The organism is Variovorax sp. W1I1, from assembly GCF_030815625.1.
GTDB classification, from domain to species: Bacteria; Pseudomonadota; Gammaproteobacteria; order Burkholderiales; family Burkholderiaceae_C; genus Variovorax; species Variovorax paradoxus_C.
In genome coordinates this window covers 5,134,848-5,154,981 of the sequence record NZ_JAUSWZ010000001.1, presented here as the reverse complement: position 1 = coordinate 5,154,981, position 20,134 = coordinate 5,134,848, and the positions used below count along the sequence as shown (strand labels likewise).

The following is a 20,134-nucleotide window of genomic DNA, read 5'->3' as shown; positions in this document are numbered from 1 at the left end:
CGTTTCCTTCGAAGGTGTTGCACGAACTTGGTTAGACGGCTGGGGTGCTCGTAACACCTCGGCCGTCGCCTTTTGATACCTCGCATTTGCATCGCTGCTTTCGCACCGACAACCTGCCGCGAGGCAAGCAGCCTTCAAACATCTCGGTGGTGGCTTGGTGTGTTGCGCCTTCCTTCTCCCCTTGTTGGGGTATCGAGTGACAGGGGCATTCACTTTAGAGAAGAACGCAGCAAAGCGAGCGTTCGATGCGGCGCGAAGTCTCGGCAACCGCCAACAAATGCAGCTTCCGCAACGCGCCGCGCGCGGACCTCGTGGGCCCGTATCGTGCCGGTCCGCCGCGGCTCTGAACGCTCTCATGTCTTGTCTTCAGATACAGCGGATACGAAAAAGGGCATCGCGAACGATGCCCTCCGGCCCAATGCAGCGATGCGGTCAGAGCGCCTTCACCAGCTCGGGCACAGCCACGAACAGATCGGCCACGAGGCCGTAGTCGGCCACCGAGAAGATCGGTGCTTCCTCGTCCTTGTTGATCGCCACGATCACCTTGGAGTCCTTCATGCCGGCCAGATGCTGGATCGCGCCCGAGATACCGGCTGCGATGTACAGCTGCGGCGCGACGATCTTGCCGGTCTGGCCCACTTGCCAGTCGTTCGGGGCGTAGCCCGCGTCGACGGCGGCACGGCTGGCACCGAGGCCTGCGTTGAGCTTGTCGGCCAGCGGGGCCATCACTTCGGTGAACTTCTCGGCGCTGCCCAAGGCGCGGCCACCCGAGACGATGATCTTGGCGGCCGTCAGCTCGGGGCGCTCGCTCTTGGTGACCTCGCGGCCGACGAACGTGCTCTTGCCGCTGTCTGCCACGCCTTCAGCCGTTTCGACGGTTGCCGTGCCACCGGTGGCGGCGGCTGCATCGAAGCCGGTCGTGCGGACAGTGATCACCTTGGTGGCGTCGCTGCTCTGCACGGTGGCGATCGCGTTGCCGGCGTAGATCGGGCGCTCGAAGGTGTCGGGGCTGTCCACCTTGGTGATGTCGCTGATCTGCGCGACATCCAGCTTGGCGGCCACGCGCGGGGCGACGTTCTTGCCGTTGGCGGTCGAGGGGAACAGGATGTGGCTGTAGTTGGCTGCAATCGCGAGGACTTGAGCAGCGACGTTCTCCGCGAGGTTCTCGGCCAGGCTCGGGCTGTCGGCCACGATGACCTTGGACACGCCGGCGATCTGCGCAGCGGCCTTGCCAGCTTCAGCGGCATTGGCACCAGCCACGAGCACGTGGACGTCGCCACCGCAAGCCAGCGCTGCAGTCACGGTATTGAGGGTGGCCGGCTTGATGCTGGCGTGGTCGTGTTCGGCAATAACAAGTGCGGTCATGTTCAGATCACCTTCGCTTCGTTCTTCAGTTTGTCCACCAGCGTTGCAACGTCGGGCACCTTGATGCCGGCACCGCGCTTGGGCGGCTCGCTGACCTTCAGGGTCTTCAGGCGCGGCTTCACATCCACACCCAGGTCTTCGGGCTTGAAGACGTCGAGCTGCTTCTTCTTGGCCTTCATGATGTTGGGCAGCGTCACGTAGCGCGGCTCGTTCAGGCGCAGGTCGGTCGTGATGACGGCTGGCAGCGTGAGCGTCAGCGTTTCCATGCCGCCGTCGACTTCGCGCGCCACGGTGACCTTGTCGGCCGCGAGATCGACCTTCGAGGCGAAGGTGGCTTGGGGCAGGTCAGCCAGCGCAGCCAGCATCTGGCCGGTCTGGTTCGCGTCGTCATCGATGGCTTGCTTGCCGAGGATGATGAGCTGGGGCTGTTCCTTGTCGACCAGCGCCTTGAGCAGCTTGGCAACCGCAAGAGGCTGCAGCTCTTCGGTGGTCTCGACCAGGATGCCGCGATCCGCGCCGATGGCCATCGCGGTGCGCAGCGTTTCCTGGCACTTCGCATCGCCGCACGAGACAGCGATCACTTCCGTGACCAAGCCCTTTTCCTTCAGCCGAACCGCTTCTTCGACAGCGATCTCATCGAAGGGGTTCATGCTCATCTTGACGTTGGCAATGTCCACCCCGGTGCCGTCGCTCTTGACGCGCACCTTCACGTTGTAGTCGACGACCCGTTTGACAGGCACAAGAATCTTCATGGTTGTTCCTTCAGAAATCAGATGAGGTTCGTTCACTCGAGCTTCGCGCCCGATTGCTTGATGAGGCGCTCCCACACCGGGCGCTCCTGCTTCCAGGCGGCGGCAAGAGTTCGGGCGAGCTGTCGCGCAACTCGAAGCCCATGGCCGCGATGCGCTCGCGCACGTCGGGCTGCTGCGAGGCCTTGCGCACTTCGTCGGCGATGCGGTCCACGATGGGCTTGGGCGTCTTGGCAGGCACCGCGAACGCGAGCCAGCCGGTCACGCGATAGGCCTCGTCCTTCAGGCCCTGCTCGGCGAGCGTCGGCACATCGGGTAGCGCGGCCATGCGGCGTTCGCCGCTCACGCCGATGGCCCGCACCTTGCCCGCGTCGATGTGCGGCTTGGCCACGAGCGCGCTCGCATAGGCCATCTGGATCTGCCCGCCGATCAGGTCCTGGATCATCGGCGCCTCGCCCTTGTAGGCGACGTGGTTCATGTCGGCCTGCTGCGTGAGGCTCATGTGCGCGCCGGCCAGGTGCGGGTACGCACCCACGCCGTAGGAGCCGTAGGCGACCTTGCCCTTGTTCGCGGCCACGTACTTCAAGAGTTCCGGTGCGGTCTTCACCGGCACGCTCGGGTGCACCACCAGCACCAGCGGGCCCATCGCCACCTGGTAGACCAGCGTGAGGTCGCGCTGCGTGTCGTAGGGCAGCTTCTCGTAGAGGAACTCGTTGGTCAGCAGCGCATTGCTGAGCGAGAACACGACGGTGTAGCCATCGGGCGCCGACTTGGCGACCGCATCCGTGCCGATGATCCCGGCCGCGCCCGGCTTGTTGTCGATGACGACCGGCTGGCCGAAGCCGGCCGACATCTTCTGGCCCAGCACGCGCGCGAGCACGTCGGTCGCGCCGCCGGCTTGGAAGGGCACGACGAGACGGATCGGCTTGTTCGGGTAGGGCGCCTGGGCGTGGGCGGGAGCCAGCGCGAACAGCGCGGCGGTCGATGCGGCGGCGCAGAGCAAGGCGCGGCGGTTGGAGGATGAATGGGTCATGGTTTTGTCTCCCGTTGGTTTCAGAAACTCTTGAGGTTCAGTTCACTTCAGTGCGATGCGTGTCTTGAAGGGCAGCGGTGCCAGCGCCTTCTGCAGCCGCTCCTGCAGCGTTGCGGCGAGTGCGCCCGCCGCATTCGCGTCGATCTGCACGTGCACGAGGCTTTCGCCTTCGGTGGTCACCGACGGCAATGCGGCATCGCTCGCGCCGAGTTCGGCGCACAACTCGGCGACAGTCGCGGCCACCACCTGCCGCGCGGCCATCGTGCGCAGTTCGGGCTTGTAGATCTTGCCGACGTTGGTCATCGGCATCGCGCCGATCACCGACACCCACTTGGGCTTGGCGGGTGCTTCGTCCACGCGCGCGGCGGTGAAGGCGAGCAGTTCGTCTTCGGTGGCCGAGGCGCCAGGAACCAGCGTCGCGAAGATCACGGGCAGCTCGCCCGCATAGGCATCGGGCGCGCCGACTGCCGCGCACAGCTGCACCGCAGGGTGCGCGCCGAGCGCGTCCTCGATGGTCTTCGGATCGATGTTGTGGCCGCTGCGGATGATGAGGTCCTTCGAGCGGCCCGTGAGGTTCAGCCGCTCCTCGCTGTCCATCCAGCCCAGGTCGCCGGTCGCGAGCCAGCCGTCGGCAGTAAAGGCCTTTGCGTTGTCCGCCGGATCGACAAAACCCGAGAACACATTGGGCGACTTGAAGAGCACCATGCCCTGCGCTCCGGGCGCCACATCGCGGTCGCTCGCGTTGCCGTGGTCGTCGAGTTCAACGATGCGGATCTGCGAATACGGCAGGCGAAAGCCGACGCAGCCCGCAGGCCCGTTCACGCCGGGCGGCGTAATGGTCGAGATGCCGGCCATCTCCGTCATGCCCAGGCTCTCGTGAACATGCAGGCCGAACAGGCGCTCGAAGCGCGCGGCCAGCTCGGGCGCGAGCACGGCGGCGCCGGTGCGGCAATAAGTGATCGAGGAGATGTCCGCACCATCGAGCGGCACGTTCGCCAGCGCCGCGAGCACCGTGGGCACGGCCGAGAGCGAGGTCGGCCGGTACTTCGCGACCAGCTTCCAGTAGTTGGCCAGCACCTCCTTGTTGCGCAGCAGCGAGGGCGTTGGAATGATCACTTCCACGCCCGCCGACAGCGCCGAAAGCGAAGCCGGAAGCACGCCCGCCACATGGAAGAGCGGATAGCCGTTGATGGAGATGCCGTGCTCGTTCATGCCCGCGAGCTGCACGCTGGCCCAGGCGGTGAACACCTGCGCGCCGTGGCTGTGGCGCGCGAGCTTGGGTGCGCCGGTGGTGCCGCCGGTGTGGAAGTAGGCGGCGATGTCCGAGGGCGCGATGTCGCGCCCGCTCACGAGGTGGTCGCTCGGTTGGGCCGCGCGCAGTACGTCGAACTCGGCTACGCCTTCGGGCAGCGCGCCCACAGCGCCGGGCGCTTCGTCGTGCGGCGCCACGCGCAGCACGGTCGCGAGCGTGGGCACCTGGCCGCGCAGGCGCATCGCCTTCGACCACATGCCCGATTCGGCGTCCGAGCCGTAGGCGATCAACACCTTCGCGCGCGCCGCGGTCATCAGCGCGACCAGCTTCTCGTCGGTCAGCAATGGGTTCAGCGGCTGCACGATGCCGGCCGCTTCGCCGCCCCAGAGCGCGAGGTGGTATTCGAGGCAGCCGGGCAGCAGCACCGCGACCGCGTCTTCGGGCCCCACGCCCAGCGTGTGCAGCAGGTTCGCGGTCTGGTGGATGCCCGCGAGCAGTTGGGCATACGACCAGCGGATCGGCTCATCGGCCGGATTGCCGCTGCGCAAGAAGGTCAGCGCCGTCTTGTCGCGGAACGCCGCGCCGGAATTGCGGAACAGCTCGTAGGTGCTGCGCACCGTGAGCGCTTCTTCGAGCGGCGTTTCTTCCAGCCGCCGGATGTCGGCGAGGCCGCGCACCGGGAACAGGGGGCGGAACGGCGCAGCGGCCGTCTTCTTGTTGTTGTTGTCGTTGCCTGTCATGTTGTCTCCTTGATGTCGTCTTGCGGGCCGCGCGCGAAGCGCCCTGTTTTACTGGTTCGTGATCTTGTTGTCGCGAATGACCTTGCCCCAGCGTTCGAAGTCCTGGCGCATGCGTGTGCCGGTCTGCTCGGGCGTGCGGTAGGCCGCGAAGGAGCCGACGCTCTCGAGCTTTTCCTGCACCTGCTTGTCGGCCAGCGCGGTCTTGAGTTCGGCGCTCATGCGGTCGATCACGTTCTTCGGCGTGCCGGCCGGCGCCAGCAGGCCGCCCCACGAGGTCGCGTCGAAACCGGGGAATCCTTGCTCGGCCACCGTCTTCACATCGGGCAGCAGGCTCACGCGCTGGCCCGAGCCCACGGCGATGGCGCGCAGCTTTTCCGCGCGGATGTGCGGCAGCACGCCCACGAGGTCCGAGAACATCGCGGGCACCTGGCCGCCGATGAGGTCGGTCACGGCCGGCGCGCTGCCGCGGTAGGACACGTGCTGCATGTCGAACTTGCCGATGGTTTTCAGCTGCTCGGTCGTCAGGTGGCCGAAGCTGCCGGCGCCGGCCGTCGTGTAGTTGAGCTTGCCGCCCTCGGCCTTGGCCTTGGCGATCAGGCCCTGCAGGGTGGTCACGTCGGGCAGCGATTTCGGGTTCACCACCAGCACGATCGGCAGGTCGTACACCGAGCCCACGGGCGTGAAGTTCTTGAAGATGTCGTAGCCGGTCGGGCCGTAGAGGTGCGAGGCCAGCAGCGTGGGCGTGGCGAGCATCACGAAGGTGTAGCCATCCGACGGCGCGCGTGCCGCGGCGGCTGCGCCCACGGTGCCCGAGGCGCCGCTGCGGTTGTCGATGACGATGTTCTGCTTGAGCGCGACCGACATCTTCTGCGCCACGATGCGCGAAGCCACATCGGTCGGGCCACCGGGCGGGAACGGCACGATCAGCGTGATCGGCTTGGCGGGCCAGGCTTGCGCGAAGGCGCTGCCGGCGATGAGCGGAAGGGCCAGGGCGACGAGTGCACGGCGAACGGGATTGCGGAGGGAGCGGAAAGCGGAACGGGAAACAGGGGAGGCCATGGACTTCAGTTGCTACTTCTTCAGGGGATCAGGAATGCAGGCGCGTCTTCTTCAGACGACGCCACTGGTTTTCAGCGCGGCCAGCTTGTCGTCCGACAGGCCGAGCAGGGACTGGAGCACGTCGTGCGTGCCTTCGCCCAAGGTGGGCGGCGCGCTGCGCACCGGCAGGCGCTCGCCATCGAAACGGTAGGGCGGCGCGAGCACGTTGACCGTGCCGGCCACCGGATGCGGCTGCGTGGTCACGAGGCCCGCATCGGTCGCGCGCTTCGACTGCAGCGCTTCGAGCAAGCCCAGCACCTCGCCGCACGGAATGCCCGAGGCGGTGAGCTTGGCGAGCAGGTCGACGCGCTGGCGCTTGGCCAGCTCGGCGTGCAGCTCGGGCAGCAGCACCGCGCGGTTCGCCGACCGCAGGATGTTGGTCTTGAAGCGCTCGTCGGCCGCGAGGTCGGGGCGGTCGATCACGTCCGTGCAGAAGCGCGCGAACTGCGCGTTGTTGCCCACGGTGATGACCAGTGGACCGTCGGCCGCATCGAACACGCCATAAGGCACGATCGACGGATGCGAGTTGCCGTAGCGCGGCGGGTCTTCGCCCATCAGCAGCGCTTCGAGGCCGTAGTAGGCGGTGATCATCAGGCCGCAGTCGAAGAGCGCCATCTCCACATGCCGGCCCTTGCCGGTCTTCTCGCGCTGGTAGAGCGCGGCGAGGATGGCCTGCGCCGAGTACATGCCGGTGAAGAGGTCCACGGCGGCAACGCCGAACTTCAGCGGCGGATGGTTCGCTTCGCCGTTGAGCGCCATGAGGCCCGCCTCGCCCTGCACCACGAGGTCGTAGCCGGGCCGCGCGGCTTCGGGGCCGGTGCGGTCGTAGCCCGAGATCGAGCAGTAGATGAGGCCCGGTTGCTCCTTGCTCAGCTGCTCGTAGCCCAGGCCCAGCTTGTCGATGCCGCCGAACTTGAAGTTCTGGATCACCACGTCGCATTGCTTCGCAAGATCGCGCGCGATCTGCTGGCCCTCGGGCGTCTGCAGGTCGAGCGTGACCGAGCGCTTGTTGCGGTTCACGCTGTTGAAGTAGGCGGTCTCGGTCTTGCCCACGCGCAGGCCCCAATCGCGCGTGTCGTCGCCGCGGCCCGGGTGCTCGACCTTGATCACCTCGGCGCCCATGTCGGCCAGCACCATGCCGCACCAGGGGCCCGCGAGGATGCGGGACAGATCGAGGACGCGCACGCCGGCGAGCGGCAGCGAGGAATTCAGCAGTGGCATGAGGGCAGCTCCCTGGAAACGAGAAAGCCCCGCACCGGGTGCGGGGCAGGAGATATCAGGACGCGTCCTGCTTCTTGTGGCGCAGCGCGGCGAAGTCCGCCTTGCGCTTGCCGAGGAAGGCACCGATGCCTTCGGCCGCTTCGGCATCCGCCTGCGACTCGACCATGTACATGGCCTCGGCGTCGAGTTGTTCTTCGAGCGTCGCGCGGTGCGCCTGACGGCACAGCGTCTTGATGCGTGCGCTCGCGCGCTGCGGGCCTTCGGCCACCTTCGCCGCGAGCGCGATGGCTTCGGCCAGCGCCGCGCCTTTATCGGTGAGGCGATTGACCGCGCCCAGCGCATGCAGGCGCTCGGCCGGCATGCGGTCGCCGGTGAGGCACATCTCGGTGAGCACCTGGCGCGAGACGAATTCCGCGAGGAAGGCGGTCGCGCCGCCGTCCGGCGTGAGGCCGACCTTGACGTAAGCCACCGTGTAGAACGCATCGCGCGCCGACACCAGCATGTCGCAGGCCAGCGCCATCGACAGGCCCGCGCCGGCCGCGCCGCCTTCGACGGCCGCGATCACCGGCTTGCCGCAATCGCGGATCGCGCGGATCAGGTCATGCAGGCCCTCGAGTTTTTCGCGGCGTTCCGAGGCGGGCAACTCGCGGCGCTTGGCCAGCAGGTTGAGGTCGCCGCCGGAGCAGAAGAAATCGCCCGCGCCGGTGAAGACGATGGCGCCCACTTCGGAGTCGTTCTGTGCATCGGTGAGGGCGGCCGAGAGTTCGGCATACAGCGTCGGTGTGATCGCGTTGCGCGAGCCAGGGTTGCTGTTCGTCAGGATGCGGACCGCGCCCTGCTGCGAGATCAGGACTGTCTTCGTGTCGCTCATGCCGCCAGCCCCTTACCGAGCGCGATGTAGCGCTGCAAGTGATGGTCTTCGTCGCCGAGCTGGTGGTCGATCATCACGAGCCGCTTGGCGTAGTGCGGCAGCGGCAGCTCCCACGTCATGCCGATGCCGCCGTGCATCTGGATGCTTTCTTCCGCCACCAGCGCGCCGATGCGGCCGATGCTGAACTTGGCGGCCGACAGCGCGCGCTCTCGCGCCACGCGGTCGGTGCCGTCGATGGCGGCTGCCGCGTTGATCACGGCCGAGCGGGCCTGTTCGATCTCGAGCAGCAGGTCGGCCATGCGGTGTTGCAGCGCCTGGAAGCTGCCGATCAGGATGCCGAACTGCTTGCGCGTGCGCAGGTACTCCAGCGTCGCGGTCTTGGCGGCTTCCATCGCGCCGACGGCTTCGGCGCACAGCGCGAGCACGCCGCGGCCGATGGCGCGTTCCAGCGTTGCGGCGCCTTGGCCTTCGGCGCCGAGCAATGCGTCGGCGCCGAGCTTCACGCCGTCGAACGTCAGTTCGGCGACGCGGCCGCCGTCGATGGCGGGGCAGCCGCGCACCGTGAGGCCCGCGGTCTTCGCGGGCACGAGGAACAGCGAGATGCCGGCTTCGTCGTCCACGTTGCCCGAGGTGCGGGCGGAGACCAGGAACAGGTCGGCCTGCTCGCCCTGCGGCACGACGGCCTTGGCACCGTTCAGCACCCAGCCATCGCCGCTGCGTTCGGCGCGGGTCGAAACGCGCGTGCGTTCGTAGTGCGTGTCGGCTTCGTCGTGCGCGAAGGCCGCGACGGTCACGCCGTTGATGATGTCGCCGAGCTTTTCCTTCTGCGCATCGCTGCCGGCGGCGCTGAGCGCTTCGCCGACCATGACGGCGCCCAGCAGCGGCTCGACCACGAGACCACGGCCCAGTGCTTCGAAGACCACGGCGATGTCGAAGCCGCCGCCGCCGAAGCCGCCGTCGGCTTCGCTGAACAGTGCGCCGATCACGCCCAGTTCGGCGAACTGCTGGAAGATTTCCTTGCTGAAACCGTGCGCCGACTTCGCGATGCGGTCGCGCGCATCGAAGGCGTACTGCTCCGCGATGAAGCGGTTCAGGCTATCGGCGAGCATGCGCCGGTCTTCGGTGTGTTCGAAGTTCATTGCATGTCTCCTTACAGGCCCAGGATCATCTTGCTGATGATGTTCTTCTGGATTTCATTCGAGCCGCCGAAGATCGACAGCTTGCGGTTGTTGAAGTACCGTGCGGCGGCCGCCTTCGCGTAGGCCGGTCCGAAGGTCTCGCCCCCCTTCTCGGTGTAGCCGTCGTGCAGGGCTTCCTCGACGAAGGGGCGGCCGTAGACGCCCATCGCGCGGCGGGCGAGCGACGAAATCTCCTGGCGGATTTCCGTGCCGCGAATCTTCAGCATCGAGCTCTCCGCACCCGGCACGCCGCCGCCGGCCACGGCAGCGATCACGCGCAGGTTCGTCGTCTTCATGTTCTCCAGGTCGATCTCGACACGCGCCATGCGTGCGGCGAACGACGGGTCTTCGGCAAGCGGCTTGCCGTTCTTCACCTGCTTGGCGGCAATGCCCTTGAGCTGTTCGAGCGCGGCCACAGAGAAGCCCACGCCCGCGATGTTGGTGCGCTCGTAGGTCAGCAGGTACTTGGCGCAGGTCCAGCCCTTGTTCTCTTCGCCCACGAGGTTCTCGGCCGGCACGCGCACGTCGGAGAAGAACACCTCGTTCACTTCATGCTCACCGTCGAGCGTGATGATCGGGCGCACTTCCACGCCGGGCGAGGTCATGTCGATCAAGAGGAAGCTGATGCCTTCCTGCTTCTTCGCCTCGCGGTTCGTGCGCACCAGGCAGAAGATCATGTTGGCGTGCTGGCCCAGCGTGGTCCAGGTCTTCTGGCCGTTCACGATGTAGTGGTCGCCCTGTGCATCGATGCCGCGCACGGCCGAGGTCTTCACCGCCGCGAGGTCGGAGCCCGCGCCGGGTTCCGAATAGCCCTGGCACCACCAGTCCGAGCCATCGAGGATGCGCGGCAGCCAGCGCTGCTTCTGCGCCTCGTTGCCGTACTTGATGAGCACCGGCCCCAGCATGTTCACGCCGAAGGGCACGATGCGTGGCGCGAAGGCCAGCGCGCATTCGTGTTCGAAGATGAACTTCTCCACCGCCGTCCAGCCCGGGCCGCCGTACTGCTCGGGCCAGTGGTTGGCGAGCCAGCCGCGCGCGTTGAGGATGGCGTGCCACTCCTGCATGTCGGCCTTGCTGAGAATCTGTCCGCCGCTGACCTTCGCCGAGAGGCGCGCGGGCAGCTTGTCGGCGAGGAAGGCGCGCACTTCCGCGCGGAAGGCTTCTTCTTCGGAGGTGAAGTTCAGGTCCATCGCTGGCTCCTCAATAGATTTCGAACAGGCCCGCCGCGCCCATGCCGCCGGCGATGCACATCGTGACCACCGCGTACTTCGCGCCGCGGCGCTTGCCTTCGATGAGCACGTGGCCGGTGAGGCGCGCGCCGGTCATGCCGAACGGATGGCCGATGGAGATCGCGCCGCCGTTCACGTTGAGCAGTTCCGACGGAATGCCCAGCTTGTCCTGGCAGTAGATCGACTGCGAGGCGAAGGCTTCGTTGAGTTCCCACAGGCCGATGTCCTCGACCTTGAGGCCGTGGCGCGCAAGCAGCTTGGGCACCGCGAACACCGGGCCGATGCCCATCTCGTCGGGCTCGCAGCCGGCCAGCGCCAGGCCGCGGAAGGCGCCGAGCGGCTTGATGTTGGCGCGCTCGGCGTCCTTGGCTTCCATCAGCACGCAGGCCGAGGCGCCGTCGGAAAGCTGCGAGGCGTTGCCCGCGGTGATGAACTTGTCCTCGCCCATCACGGGCTTGAGCTTGGCCAGCGCCTCGTAGGTGGTGCCGCGGCGGTTGCAGTTGTCTTCGGTGGCGGTGACTTCGCGGTAGGTGACCTCTTTGGTCTCCTTGTCGGTCACGGCCATCGTGGTGGTGCAGGCGACGATCTCGTCCTTGTAGCGGCCGGCGAGCTGCGCTTCTTCGGTCTTGCGCTGGCTCTCGGCGGAGAAGCGGTCCTGCGCCACGCGGCTGATGCCGTAGCGCTTGGCGACGATGTCGGCCGTGTCGATCATCGCCATGTAGAGCTCGGGCTTGTGCTCGACGATCCACGGGTCCAGGCTGAGGTCGCCGCCATCGCCGGGGCTGCGGCCGCGAATCTGCGAAATGCTTTCGACGCCGCCCGCGATCATGGCCGGCGCGCCGTCCACCACGATGCGGCCTGCGGCCATCGCGATGGCCTGCAGGCCCGAGGCGCAGAAGCGGTTCACCGTGGTGCCGGCGATGCTGATCGGCAGGCCCGAACGGATGATCGATTGGCGCGCGATGTTGCGGCCCGTGGTGCCCTCGGGGTAGCCGCAGCCGAGGATCGCGTCCTCGATGAGTGCCGGGTCCAGACCCGAGCGTTCGACCGCGGCCTTCACCGCGAAGGACGCCAGCGTGGCGCCGGGGGTGATGTTGAATTCGCCGCGGTGCGCCTTGGTGAGCGGGGTGCGGGCGGTGGAAACGATGACGGCTTCACGCATGGGGATGTCTCCTGGACGGTTGGCTTGTTGGTTATTCGGGTTGATTGAGGCTCGAGAAGTCGGCGCCGCGTTCGACCAGCTCGACCAGCAGCGGCGACGGCTTCCAGAAGATCGGGTCTTCCTTGGCGAACTCGCGGATGTCGGCGAGCACCTTGGGCAGGCCCACGGTGTCGGCGTACTTCATCGGGCCGCCACGGTGGCGCGGAAAGCCGTAGCCGTAGAGGAAGGTCACGTCCACGTCGAGCGGACGCAGCGCGATGCGCTGGAGCACGACATTCGCGCCTTCGTTGACCATCGCTGCCATGTAGCGGCGGATGATTTCCTCGTTCGTGAAGCTGCGCCGCACGATGCCCGCGCGCTCGCGCTCGGCGTCGATGATGGCGAGCACCGCCGGGTCGGGCGAGCCGGTGCGCGCGCCTTCGGGGTAGAGGTAATAGCCGCGCTGCGTCTTCTGGCCGAACCAGCCGCGCTCGCAGATGCGGTCGGCGATCTGCACGTAGCGCGCCTGCGGATCGCGCGTGGCGGCCTTGCGCTTGCGCGTGGCCCAGCCGATGTCGCCGCCGGCCAGGTCCGACACCTGGAACGGGCCCATCGGATAGCCGAACTCGCGCACGGCCTCGTCGATCTGGTAGGGCGAGGCGCCGTCTTCCATCATGTGATCGGCCGCCTGGCGGTACACCGCGAGGATGCGGTTGCCGATGAAGCCATCGCAGACGCCGGCACGCACTGGCACCTTCTTCAATTTCTTCGCGAGCTCGAAACCGGTGGCGACCACGTCGGCGCTGACCTTCGCGGGCACCACGATCTCCAGCAGCTTCATGATGTTGGCCGGCGAGAAGAAGTGCAGGCCCACCACGTCCTGCGGACGCTTGATGCTCGCGGCGATCTCGTCGATGTCCAGGTACGAGGTGTTGGTGGCGAGCACCGCGCCGGGCTTGCAGACGCGGTCGAGCTCGGCGAACACGGCCTTCTTCACGCCCATCTCTTCGAACACGGCTTCGACCACGATGTCGACATTGGCCAGCGCGTCATACGACGTGGAACCGCTGAAGCGCGCCATCACCGCAGCCTTGGCCTCGGGCGTCATGCGGCCCTTGGCGATGAGGCCGTCGTACACCTTCTCGACATGCTGGCGGCCGCGCGCGAGGCTGGGCTCGTCGCGCTCGATCATGGTCACGGGCAGACCCGCATCGAGCATCGCCACCGCGATGCCCGCGCCCATGGTGCCGCCGCCGACGATGCCGGCCGATTCGAGCTTGCGCGGGCTGGCGGACTTGGTTTCCGGCGCCTTCAGCACTTCGCGCTCGGCGAAGAAGGCGTGGATCAGGCCGGCGCGCTGCGGGCTGTCGATGCACTGCATGAAGAGCTTGCGTTCCAGTGCCATGCCTTCGTCGAAGGGCAGGGTGAGCGCGCCTTCGACGGCTTCGATGATCTTCATCGGCGAGAAGAGGCCGCGGCTCTTCTTGGCGGTGTCGGCGCGCGCGGCTTCGAGGGCGGCGCGGCTCGCGTCCTTGTCGGCAAGGCCGGTGGCTTCGCGCGTGCGGCGCACCGGGGCCTTGGCGGCGACGAGTTCCTCTGCGTAGGCGAGGCCTTCGGCGCGGGCGTCGGCTTCGGTGCCCAGGCGGTCGACGAGGCCGAGCGACAGCGCTTCCTTCGCGCCCGCATGGCGACCGCTGAGCATCAGCTCGAGCGCGGGCTTCACGCCGATGAGGCGCGGCGCGCGCTGCGTGCCGCCGGAGCCGGGCAGGAGGCCCAGCGCCACTTCGGGCAGGCCCAGCTTGGCGGTGGGCGAGGCGATGCGGTAGTGCGCCGAGAGCGCCACTTCGAGACCGCCGCCGAGCGCCGCGCCGTGGATGGCGACGACGACCGGCTTCGTGCAGTTCTCGATCGCAAGGCACGCCTCGGGCAGCGACGGTGCCTGCGGCGGCTTGCCGAATTCGCGGATGTCCGCGCCCGCGATGAAGTTGCGGCCGGCGCCGACGATCAGCACCGCCTTGGCCGCGCTGTCGGCCTCGGCTGCGGCGATGGCGGCCACGAGGCCGCGGCGCACATCCACGCCCAGGGCGTTGACGGGCGGGTTGTCGATGGTCACCACGAACACGTCGCCAGGACGTTCGAAGGTGACGGGACCGGAGGACGTGGAGGGGCTCGGAGTGGTGGTGGCCATGTGCTTGTCTCTTGCGTTGGCGGGCCCTCGACGCGGATGCATTCGCGAGGGGCCCGAGGCTCTGGGGGTGAACCCCGCATTCTTGGCCCGCATTGCGGCTTTGACAATTGCATAGACGGTTGACAGACTGTCAAAGGATTTTTGACACAATCGTTAGATGGACCTTCAATCGCTCACCCTGCTGGTGGAAATCCTTGACGCCGGCAACCTGAGCGCCGCGGCGCGCCGGCTCAAGATGAGCCGCGCCAACGTCAGCTACCACCTGAACCAGCTGGAGCGCTCGGTCGGCGCGCAGCTCGTGCGGCGCACCACGCGGCGCGCCGAGCCGACCGAAATCGGCCTCAGGCTCTACCAGCACGGGGTGGCGATCCAGACCGAACTGCTGGCCGCGCGCGAATCGGTCACCACGCTGGGTGAAGGCCTGCAGGGCCGCGTGCGGCTGAGCGTGCCCAGCGGCTATGGGCAACTGGTCATGGCCGACTGGCTGATCGACTTCAAGCGCCAGTACCCCGGCATCGTGCTGGACGTGGTGTTCGAGAACCGCATCGAGGACTTGCTGCGCGACGAGGTCGACATCGCGGTGCGCGTGATCCCCGAGCCGCCGCAGAACCTGGTGGCGCGCGACTTGGGGCCGGTGCGCTACGTGGCGTGCGCCTCACGTGACTACGCGGAAAAACATCCGCTGCCTGTACAGCTCGACGAACTGCAGGGCGCGCCGGTGGTCACGGCCGCGGTCATCGGCCGGCAACTGCGCGTGTCGGCTTACCAAGGGGAAACGCGGCGCGAGGTGATCCTGGAGCCGACGCTGATCTCAGAGAATTTCCTGTTCCTGCGCCAGGCGATCCTCGCGGGCCTGGGCATCGGCCTCGTGCCCGACTACGTGGTGCAGGAAGACGTTCGCAAGGGCGAGGTGCTGACCACGCTGGACGACTGGCGCCTCAGTATCTTCGGCACGCAGATGTTCATGCTCTACATGCCGAACCGGCAGCACACGCGCGCGATCCGCACTTTCATCGACTTCATCCTGGAGCGGGCCCGGGCGGCCGGTGCGCCGCCGGGCGATCAGTCGCAGCGGTAGATCACTTCCCCGGCGGGGACCTGCGCGGCCGGGATTTCCGAGCCTGCAGCGCTCAGGAAGCGCATCGGCGCACCGAAATTGCGGCAGTAGTTTTCCGCGTCCTGCGCGCTGGGCGACTTGAGCACGCCGTCGTTGAGAAAGGTGACGCGGGGCGCGGGACGCGACACGCATCCTGCGGCCAGGGCGGTGGCGACGAGAGCAAAAAGGGCGGTGAAGCGGCGCATCGTGAACGCGCATCGCTGCGCGCGGTGGTGGAAAGAAAAGAAGTGCGCGACTTTAGCGGCTGTAGAGCCCCACCACGCTCTGCCCGCCCAGCGCGTGCCCCTTGAGCGCCGCGAGCAGCGCATCGCGCGTGAGTCCGGCCGGCAGCGCGCCCGGTGCGAGGTCGGATGCGACCACGGTCAGCACGTAGTGGTGCGGATGGTCGCCGACCGGCGGGCACATGCCGCGGTAGGCCGTCGCGCCCGCCACGTTCGTGCCCACGGTGAAGCCGCCCGTCTCGTTCGCCTTGAGCTGGCCGCGCTCGGCCGGGATGTTGTAGGCCACCCAGTGCGAGACGCCCAGGCCCATCGCGCCGTCCGGATCGGACAGCAGCACCGCGACCGACTTCGCCTTGGCGGGCAACTGCGTCCAGGCCACGGGCATCGAGACGTTCTTGCCGCCGCAGTCGCCGACACCGGCGTGCTCGGCGGGAATGGTGCCGTTGTCGGCGAAGGCGGTGGAGGTGACTTTCATGCCGGTGGGCGCCTTGCCGCCGGTGGCGGGGGCCATGGCGCCGCAACCCGAGAGAAGCGCCGCAAGGGCGACGGTCGAGATGGAGAGGGTGTGCATGTGTTTTCCAGGGTGGTTGTTGTCGATCAATCGGTGAGCCACACGTGGCCCTCTTCGTCTTCGCGCAGCGCCACGGGCGTGAGCCGCGCGCCGCGGCAGGGGCCGCCGACGCACTTGCCGGTGTCCGGCTCGAAGATCGCGCCGTGCCGCGCGCACATCAAAAAGCGGCCCGAGCTTTCGAGGACCTGGCCCTCGAAGTCGAGCGGGCCGCCCGCGTGCGGACATTGGTTGAGGTAGCCGTGCACGCCGCCGTGCCACCGGACCGCGAAGGCGGGTGTGCCGTCGGGCGCAGTGAACGTGGCAGCCAGGCCGCCGTCGGCGAGCTTCGAGGAAATCAGGCGCGGGGCCGCGGCGTCGCGTGGGGGAGAAAGCGTCATCGGCGCCGAGCGTAGCCGAGGGCTTCGCGCCGGGCAATGCAACGTGGCCAGCTTGCGCCTTCTTCCGACATGGGTTCTCGAAAACTGTATATTCATACAGTATTTTCAGCCCAGCAAAACCGTGGATATCCAGCGCAAACTCGCCATCCTTGCGGACGCCGCCAAGTACGACGCCTCGTGCGCATCCAGCGGCTCGCAGCCGCGCGACTCGCTCGGCGGCCGCGGCATCGGCTCGACAGAGGGCGCCGGCATCTGCCACAGCTACGCGCCCGACGGCCGCTGCATCTCGCTCCTGAAGGTGCTGCTCACCAACCACTGCCAGTACGACTGCCTCTACTGCGTCAACCGTGCTTCGAGCAATGTGCCGCGCGCGCGTTTCCGCGTCGAGGAGGTGGTGCAGCTCACGCTCGACTTCTACCGCCGCAACTGCATCGAGGGCCTGTTTCTCTCCAGCGGGATCATCAAGTCGCCCGACCACACGATGGAGCAGGTGGTCGAGGTGGCGCGCCAACTGCGCGAAGACCACGACTTTCGCGGCTACATCCACCTGAAGACCATTCCCGACGCCAGCGACGAACTCATCGCCCGCGCCGGTCGTTATGCCGACCGGCTCAGCATCAATGTCGAGATGCCCACCACCGAAGGCCTGCAGGCGCTCGCGCCCGAGAAGGACGAGAGCGCGATCCGACGTTCCATGGCGCGGTTGCGGCTGCGCATCGACGACACGCGCGAGGAGGCGCGCCGGGTGGTGCCGATCCGCGCGCTGCCCGGCGCCGCGCCCACAGCCGCCAAGCCGCCACCCTTCGCGCCCGCGGGCCAGAGCACGCAGATGATCGTGGGCGCCGACGCCACCGACGACCGCCACATCCTTGCCTCGAGCGCCACGCTCTACGGCGCCTACAAGCTGAAGCGCGTGTACTACTCGGCCTTCAGCCCCATCCCCGATGCGGCGCGCGCGTTGCCGCTGGTCGCGCCGCCGTTGATGCGCGAGCACCGGCTCTACCAGGCCGACTGGCTCATGCGCTTCTACGGCTTCGAGCACCAGGAAATCGTGGCCGCGCCCGACGGCCTGCTGCGGCTCGACGTCGATCCCAAGATGGCCTGGGCGCTCGCGCATGCCGAGCGTTTCCCGGTCGACCTGAACCACGCGCCGCGCGAGATGCTGCTGCGCGTGCCCGGCCTGGGCGTGAAGGCGGTCGAGCGCCTGCTGCAGGCGCGGCGCGTGCGCCGGGTGCGGGCGGACGACCTGCGGCGGCTGCATGTGCCGGCGCGCAAGGTGCTGCCGTTCGTGGTGGCGGATGGGCACCGGCCCGCGGTGGGTGCGATGGCGGCGGCGGTACCGGCGCCCACCGCGCAACCGACGCAAGCCGCATTGTTCTGAGCGGGCCTCCGATGCACGTGCGGCTCGACAACCCGATCGATCTCGACGCCTTCCGCCGTCACGCGCGGCAACTGCTGGCCGGGGGCGTGCCGCCGGAGCAGGTCGAATGGAATGGGGAGCGGGTTGCCGGCCTCTTCGACGAGACGAGCGAGGTGTCGCCAACACCGCTCATCGCCGGCGCGCCGCACGCCGTGCCCGCGTCCTTCGTCGCGCTGTGCGGCGATGTGATCCTGCACCGCGACCCGCAGCGCTTCGCCCTGATGTACCGCCTGCTGTGGCGCCTCGCGCACGAGCCCGCCCTGCGGCACGACCCGCTCGACGCCGACATGATGCAGGCGCAGCTGATGGCCAAGGCCGTGCACCGCGACATCCACAAGATGCGCGCCTTCGTGCGCTTCACCCGGGTGATGGGCGACGACGGGCTCGAGCGCCACGTCGCCTGGTTCGAGCCCGACCACCACATCGTCGAGGCCAACGCACCGTTCTTCGCGCGCCGCTTCGCGCAGATGCGCTGGGCCATCCTTACGCCCGAGCGTTGTGTCGAATGGAACGGCGAGACGCTGGCCTTCCGCGACGGCGCCGACCGCCGCGAGAAGCCGCCGCCCGATGCGGGCGAACAGCTCTGGCTCACCTACTACGAGCACATCTTCAACCCCGCGCGCCTGAAGGTCGCGATGATGCGGCGCGAGATGCCGCGCCGCTACTGGCACAACCTGCCCGAGGCCGCGCTGATCCAGCCGCTCACGGACGCAGCCGAGGCGCGCAGCCAGTCGATGATCGATGCGCCGCCCACGGCGGCACGGCGCATCCGTGCGCCCATTGCGTTGCATGTGCGGCCCGCTGATGGCGTGGCGCCCGCCGACCTGGGCGAGTTGCGCGCGGCCGCGCACGCCTGCCGCGCCTGCCCCATCGGCGCGCTCGCCACGCAGGCCGTGTGCGGCGAAGGCCCGCTCGCGCCGCGGCACATGCTCGTCGGCGAGCAGCCCGGCGACCAGGAAGACCTGGCCGGCCGCCCCTTCGTCGGCCCGGCGGGCCAGTTGCTCGACCGCGCGATGGCGCAATTGGGCTGGGCGCGCGACAGCGTGTACCTCGCCAACGCCGTCAAGCATTTCAAGTACGAGCTGCGCGGCAAGCGCCGCATCCACAAGACCGCGGCGCAGCGCGAGGCCGACGCCTGCGCGCACTGGCTCGACAGCGAGATATCGCTCGTGAGGCCGGAAGGGCTGGTGGCGCTCGGCGCCACGGCGGCGCGCGCGTTGCTGGGCCGGCCGGTGGCAGTGCAGGCCGAGCGCGGGGCGTGGCTGCACGAACGCCGCGATGGCAGGCCGGTGTTCGTGACCCTGCATCCTTCCGCGCTGCTGCGGCTCGCGGACGGCGAGCGCGCCGAGGCCTATGCCCGCTGGCTGGACGACCTTGAACGCGCGCGCGGCACGGTTTCTGCTGCAATCGCGGCATGAATGCCGAATCGCCCCTTGCAGCGCCGCTCGTTGCGCAACCGCTCACATCCACGGCCTTTGCGCCCTTCGGCACGGTGATCGAGGCTCCGACCGGCGAAGGCCGCTTCATCAACGGCGGCAACGCACGGCGGTTCGATCTGCTCGGCGATCTGCAACTCGATGCCGACGGCGGCCGGCCGATGCTCGCGCTGTTCCGCGCGCAGGCGCGAAGCTTTCCGCACGAGGTCACGGAGATGGAACGGCATGCGCTCGGCAGCCAGACCTTCGTTCCGCTGGGCGAGCGGCGCTTCGTGATCGTGGTGGCGCGGGCCGGCGATGCGCCGGTGTCGCACAGCGATCTCGCGGCCTTCGTCACCGACGGGCATCAAGGCGTGGTGCTCGCGCCCGGCACCTGGCACCACGCACTGCTCGCGGTCGATGCGGGGGACTTCGTGGTGATCGAGCGGGCGGCGGCTGCGGTCGACTGCGATGTCTGCTGGCTGCAGGAGCCGCTGCGCATCGTGGCTGCCGCGTCGCGCTGATCAGACAGGGCGCAGCTGGTCCGCGAGCGAGCGCGTCTTCTCGGTGACGGTGCTGCCGGTGTGCAGCGTGGTCTTGCGCTCGATGAGCATCAGGTGGCATTCCTCGTCGGCGACGGGGTTGTGCCGCACGCCCTTGGGCACGACGAACATCTCGCCCTCGCCGAGATCGACGGGGCCGGCTTCCATCTCGATGCGCAAACGGCCCTTGAGCACCATGAACAGCTCGTCTTCGTCGTCATGGCTGTGCCAGGCGAGCGAGCCCTGGACCTTGGCGACCTTGATGTAGGCGTCGTCGACTTCGGCGACGACGCGCGGCGACCAGAACTCGGTGAGAGAGGCGGCGATTTCCTTGGGGGTGCTGACCTGGTGGGTGTTCGACATGAGGCTTCTGTGCAGGACGTGGGAGTGGCAGCCTACCCCAGGC

At 68.0% G+C, this 20,134-nt stretch carries 18 protein-coding genes and 1 pseudogene; 4 read left to right on the top strand and 15 right to left on the bottom strand.

Annotated features, from left to right (window positions below; translation table 11 throughout):
* Window positions 1–432: 432 nt before the first annotated feature.
* The 11 genes and pseudogenes from QFZ83_RS24145 to QFZ83_RS24095 form a co-directional block, all read right to left on the bottom strand.
* On the bottom strand, window positions 433–1,365 hold the full coding sequence (locus tag QFZ83_RS24145; protein ID WP_307510690.1) for an electron transfer flavoprotein subunit alpha/FixB family protein: 933 nt from the start codon (window positions 1,363–1,365) through the stop codon (window positions 433–435).
* Window positions 1,366–1,367: 2 nt separating this feature from the next.
* The gene (locus tag QFZ83_RS24140; RefSeq protein ID WP_307510689.1) at window positions 1,368–2,117 is read right to left on the bottom strand and encodes an electron transfer flavoprotein subunit beta/FixA family protein; all 750 of its coding nucleotides are present in this window, start codon (window positions 2,115–2,117) and stop codon (window positions 1,368–1,370) included.
* Window positions 2,118–2,149: 32 nt separating this feature from the next.
* Window positions 2,150–3,147 (bottom strand): annotated as a pseudogene (locus QFZ83_RS24135) (Bug family tripartite tricarboxylate transporter substrate binding protein).
* Between the two features lie 42 nt (window positions 3,148–3,189).
* Window positions 3,190–5,139, bottom strand: coding sequence for an acyl-CoA synthetase (locus tag QFZ83_RS24130; protein WP_307510688.1), 1,950 nt, complete (start codon window positions 5,137–5,139; stop codon window positions 3,190–3,192).
* A 48-nt stretch (window positions 5,140–5,187) separates the two neighbouring features.
* Complete coding sequence (locus QFZ83_RS24125; protein ID WP_307510687.1) at window positions 5,188–6,198, bottom strand: tripartite tricarboxylate transporter substrate binding protein; 1,011 nt, start codon at window positions 6,196–6,198, stop codon at window positions 5,188–5,190.
* Window positions 6,199–6,249: 51 nt separating this feature from the next.
* Window positions 6,250–7,458: a CaiB/BaiF CoA-transferase family protein gene (locus QFZ83_RS24120; RefSeq protein WP_307510685.1), complete on the bottom strand. Its 1,209-nt coding sequence runs from the start codon at window positions 7,456–7,458 to the stop codon at window positions 6,250–6,252.
* 55 nt (window positions 7,459–7,513) lie between these two features.
* Window positions 7,514–8,329, bottom strand: coding sequence for an oxepin-CoA hydrolase, alternative type (locus QFZ83_RS24115; protein WP_307510683.1), 816 nt, complete (start codon window positions 8,327–8,329; stop codon window positions 7,514–7,516).
* Window positions 8,326–9,468: an acyl-CoA dehydrogenase family protein gene (locus QFZ83_RS24110; protein ID WP_307510681.1), complete on the bottom strand. Its 1,143-nt coding sequence runs from the start codon at window positions 9,466–9,468 to the stop codon at window positions 8,326–8,328. Before QFZ83_RS24110 ends, QFZ83_RS24115 begins: the two co-directional genes overlap by 4 nt.
* A gap of 11 nt (window positions 9,469–9,479) precedes the next feature.
* Window positions 9,480–10,697, bottom strand: a complete 1,218-nt coding sequence (locus QFZ83_RS24105) for an acyl-CoA dehydrogenase family protein (RefSeq protein ID WP_307510679.1) — start codon at window positions 10,695–10,697, stop codon at window positions 9,480–9,482.
* Between the two features lie 10 nt (window positions 10,698–10,707).
* Window positions 10,708–11,898 (bottom strand): acetyl-CoA C-acyltransferase, encoded by a 1,191-nt coding sequence (locus QFZ83_RS24100; protein WP_307510677.1) that lies wholly within the window; start codon window positions 11,896–11,898, stop codon window positions 10,708–10,710.
* A 31-nt stretch (window positions 11,899–11,929) separates the two neighbouring features.
* Complete coding sequence (locus tag QFZ83_RS24095; protein WP_307510675.1) at window positions 11,930–14,065, bottom strand: 3-hydroxyacyl-CoA dehydrogenase NAD-binding domain-containing protein; 2,136 nt, start codon at window positions 14,063–14,065, stop codon at window positions 11,930–11,932.
* Between the two features lie 157 nt (window positions 14,066–14,222).
* Here QFZ83_RS24095 and QFZ83_RS24090 point away from each other — a divergent pair, with 157 nt between their 5' ends.
* A complete protein-coding gene (locus tag QFZ83_RS24090; protein WP_013539344.1) occupies window positions 14,223–15,143 on the top strand; it encodes a LysR family transcriptional regulator in 921 nt (306 codons plus the stop codon).
* On the opposite strand, the gene QFZ83_RS24085 is transcribed toward QFZ83_RS24090, so the two are convergent.
* Genes QFZ83_RS24085 through QFZ83_RS24075 form a run of 3 tightly spaced genes read right to left on the bottom strand, consistent with a single transcriptional unit; the run spans window position 15,128 to window position 16,351 of the window.
* On the bottom strand, window positions 15,128–15,367 hold the full coding sequence (locus QFZ83_RS24085; RefSeq protein WP_013539345.1) for a hypothetical protein: 240 nt from the start codon (window positions 15,365–15,367) through the stop codon (window positions 15,128–15,130). The genes QFZ83_RS24090 and QFZ83_RS24085 overlap by 16 nt on opposite strands.
* Window positions 15,368–15,419: 52 nt before the next feature.
* Entirely contained in the window at window positions 15,420–15,974 is a 555-nt protein-coding gene (locus tag QFZ83_RS24080; RefSeq protein WP_307510672.1) for a YbhB/YbcL family Raf kinase inhibitor-like protein, read from the bottom strand.
* A 26-nt stretch (window positions 15,975–16,000) separates the two neighbouring features.
* Window positions 16,001–16,351 (bottom strand): Rieske (2Fe-2S) protein, encoded by a 351-nt coding sequence (locus QFZ83_RS24075; RefSeq protein ID WP_307510671.1) that lies wholly within the window; start codon window positions 16,349–16,351, stop codon window positions 16,001–16,003.
* 121 nt (window positions 16,352–16,472) lie between these two features.
* On the opposite strand from QFZ83_RS24075, the gene QFZ83_RS24070 reads away from it, so the two are divergent.
* The 3 genes from QFZ83_RS24070 to QFZ83_RS24060 are packed head-to-tail and all read left to right on the top strand — an operon-like array spanning window position 16,473 to window position 19,710.
* Window positions 16,473–17,732, top strand: coding sequence for a putative DNA modification/repair radical SAM protein (locus tag QFZ83_RS24070; RefSeq protein WP_307510669.1), 1,260 nt, complete (start codon window positions 16,473–16,475; stop codon window positions 17,730–17,732).
* Window positions 17,733–17,743: 11 nt separating this feature from the next.
* Complete coding sequence (locus QFZ83_RS24065; protein WP_307510666.1) at window positions 17,744–19,189, top strand: UdgX family uracil-DNA binding protein; 1,446 nt, start codon at window positions 17,744–17,746, stop codon at window positions 19,187–19,189.
* Window positions 19,186–19,710: an ureidoglycolate lyase gene (locus QFZ83_RS24060; RefSeq protein ID WP_306880462.1), complete on the top strand. Its 525-nt coding sequence runs from the start codon at window positions 19,186–19,188 to the stop codon at window positions 19,708–19,710. Before QFZ83_RS24065 ends, QFZ83_RS24060 begins: the two co-directional genes overlap by 4 nt.
* Here the strand turns inward: QFZ83_RS24060 and QFZ83_RS24055 are convergent, their stop codons facing one another.
* The gene (locus QFZ83_RS24055) at window positions 19,711–20,091 is read right to left on the bottom strand and encodes a cupin domain-containing protein (protein ID WP_307510664.1); all 381 of its coding nucleotides are present in this window, start codon (window positions 20,089–20,091) and stop codon (window positions 19,711–19,713) included.
* Window positions 20,092–20,134: the final 43 nt, after the last annotated feature.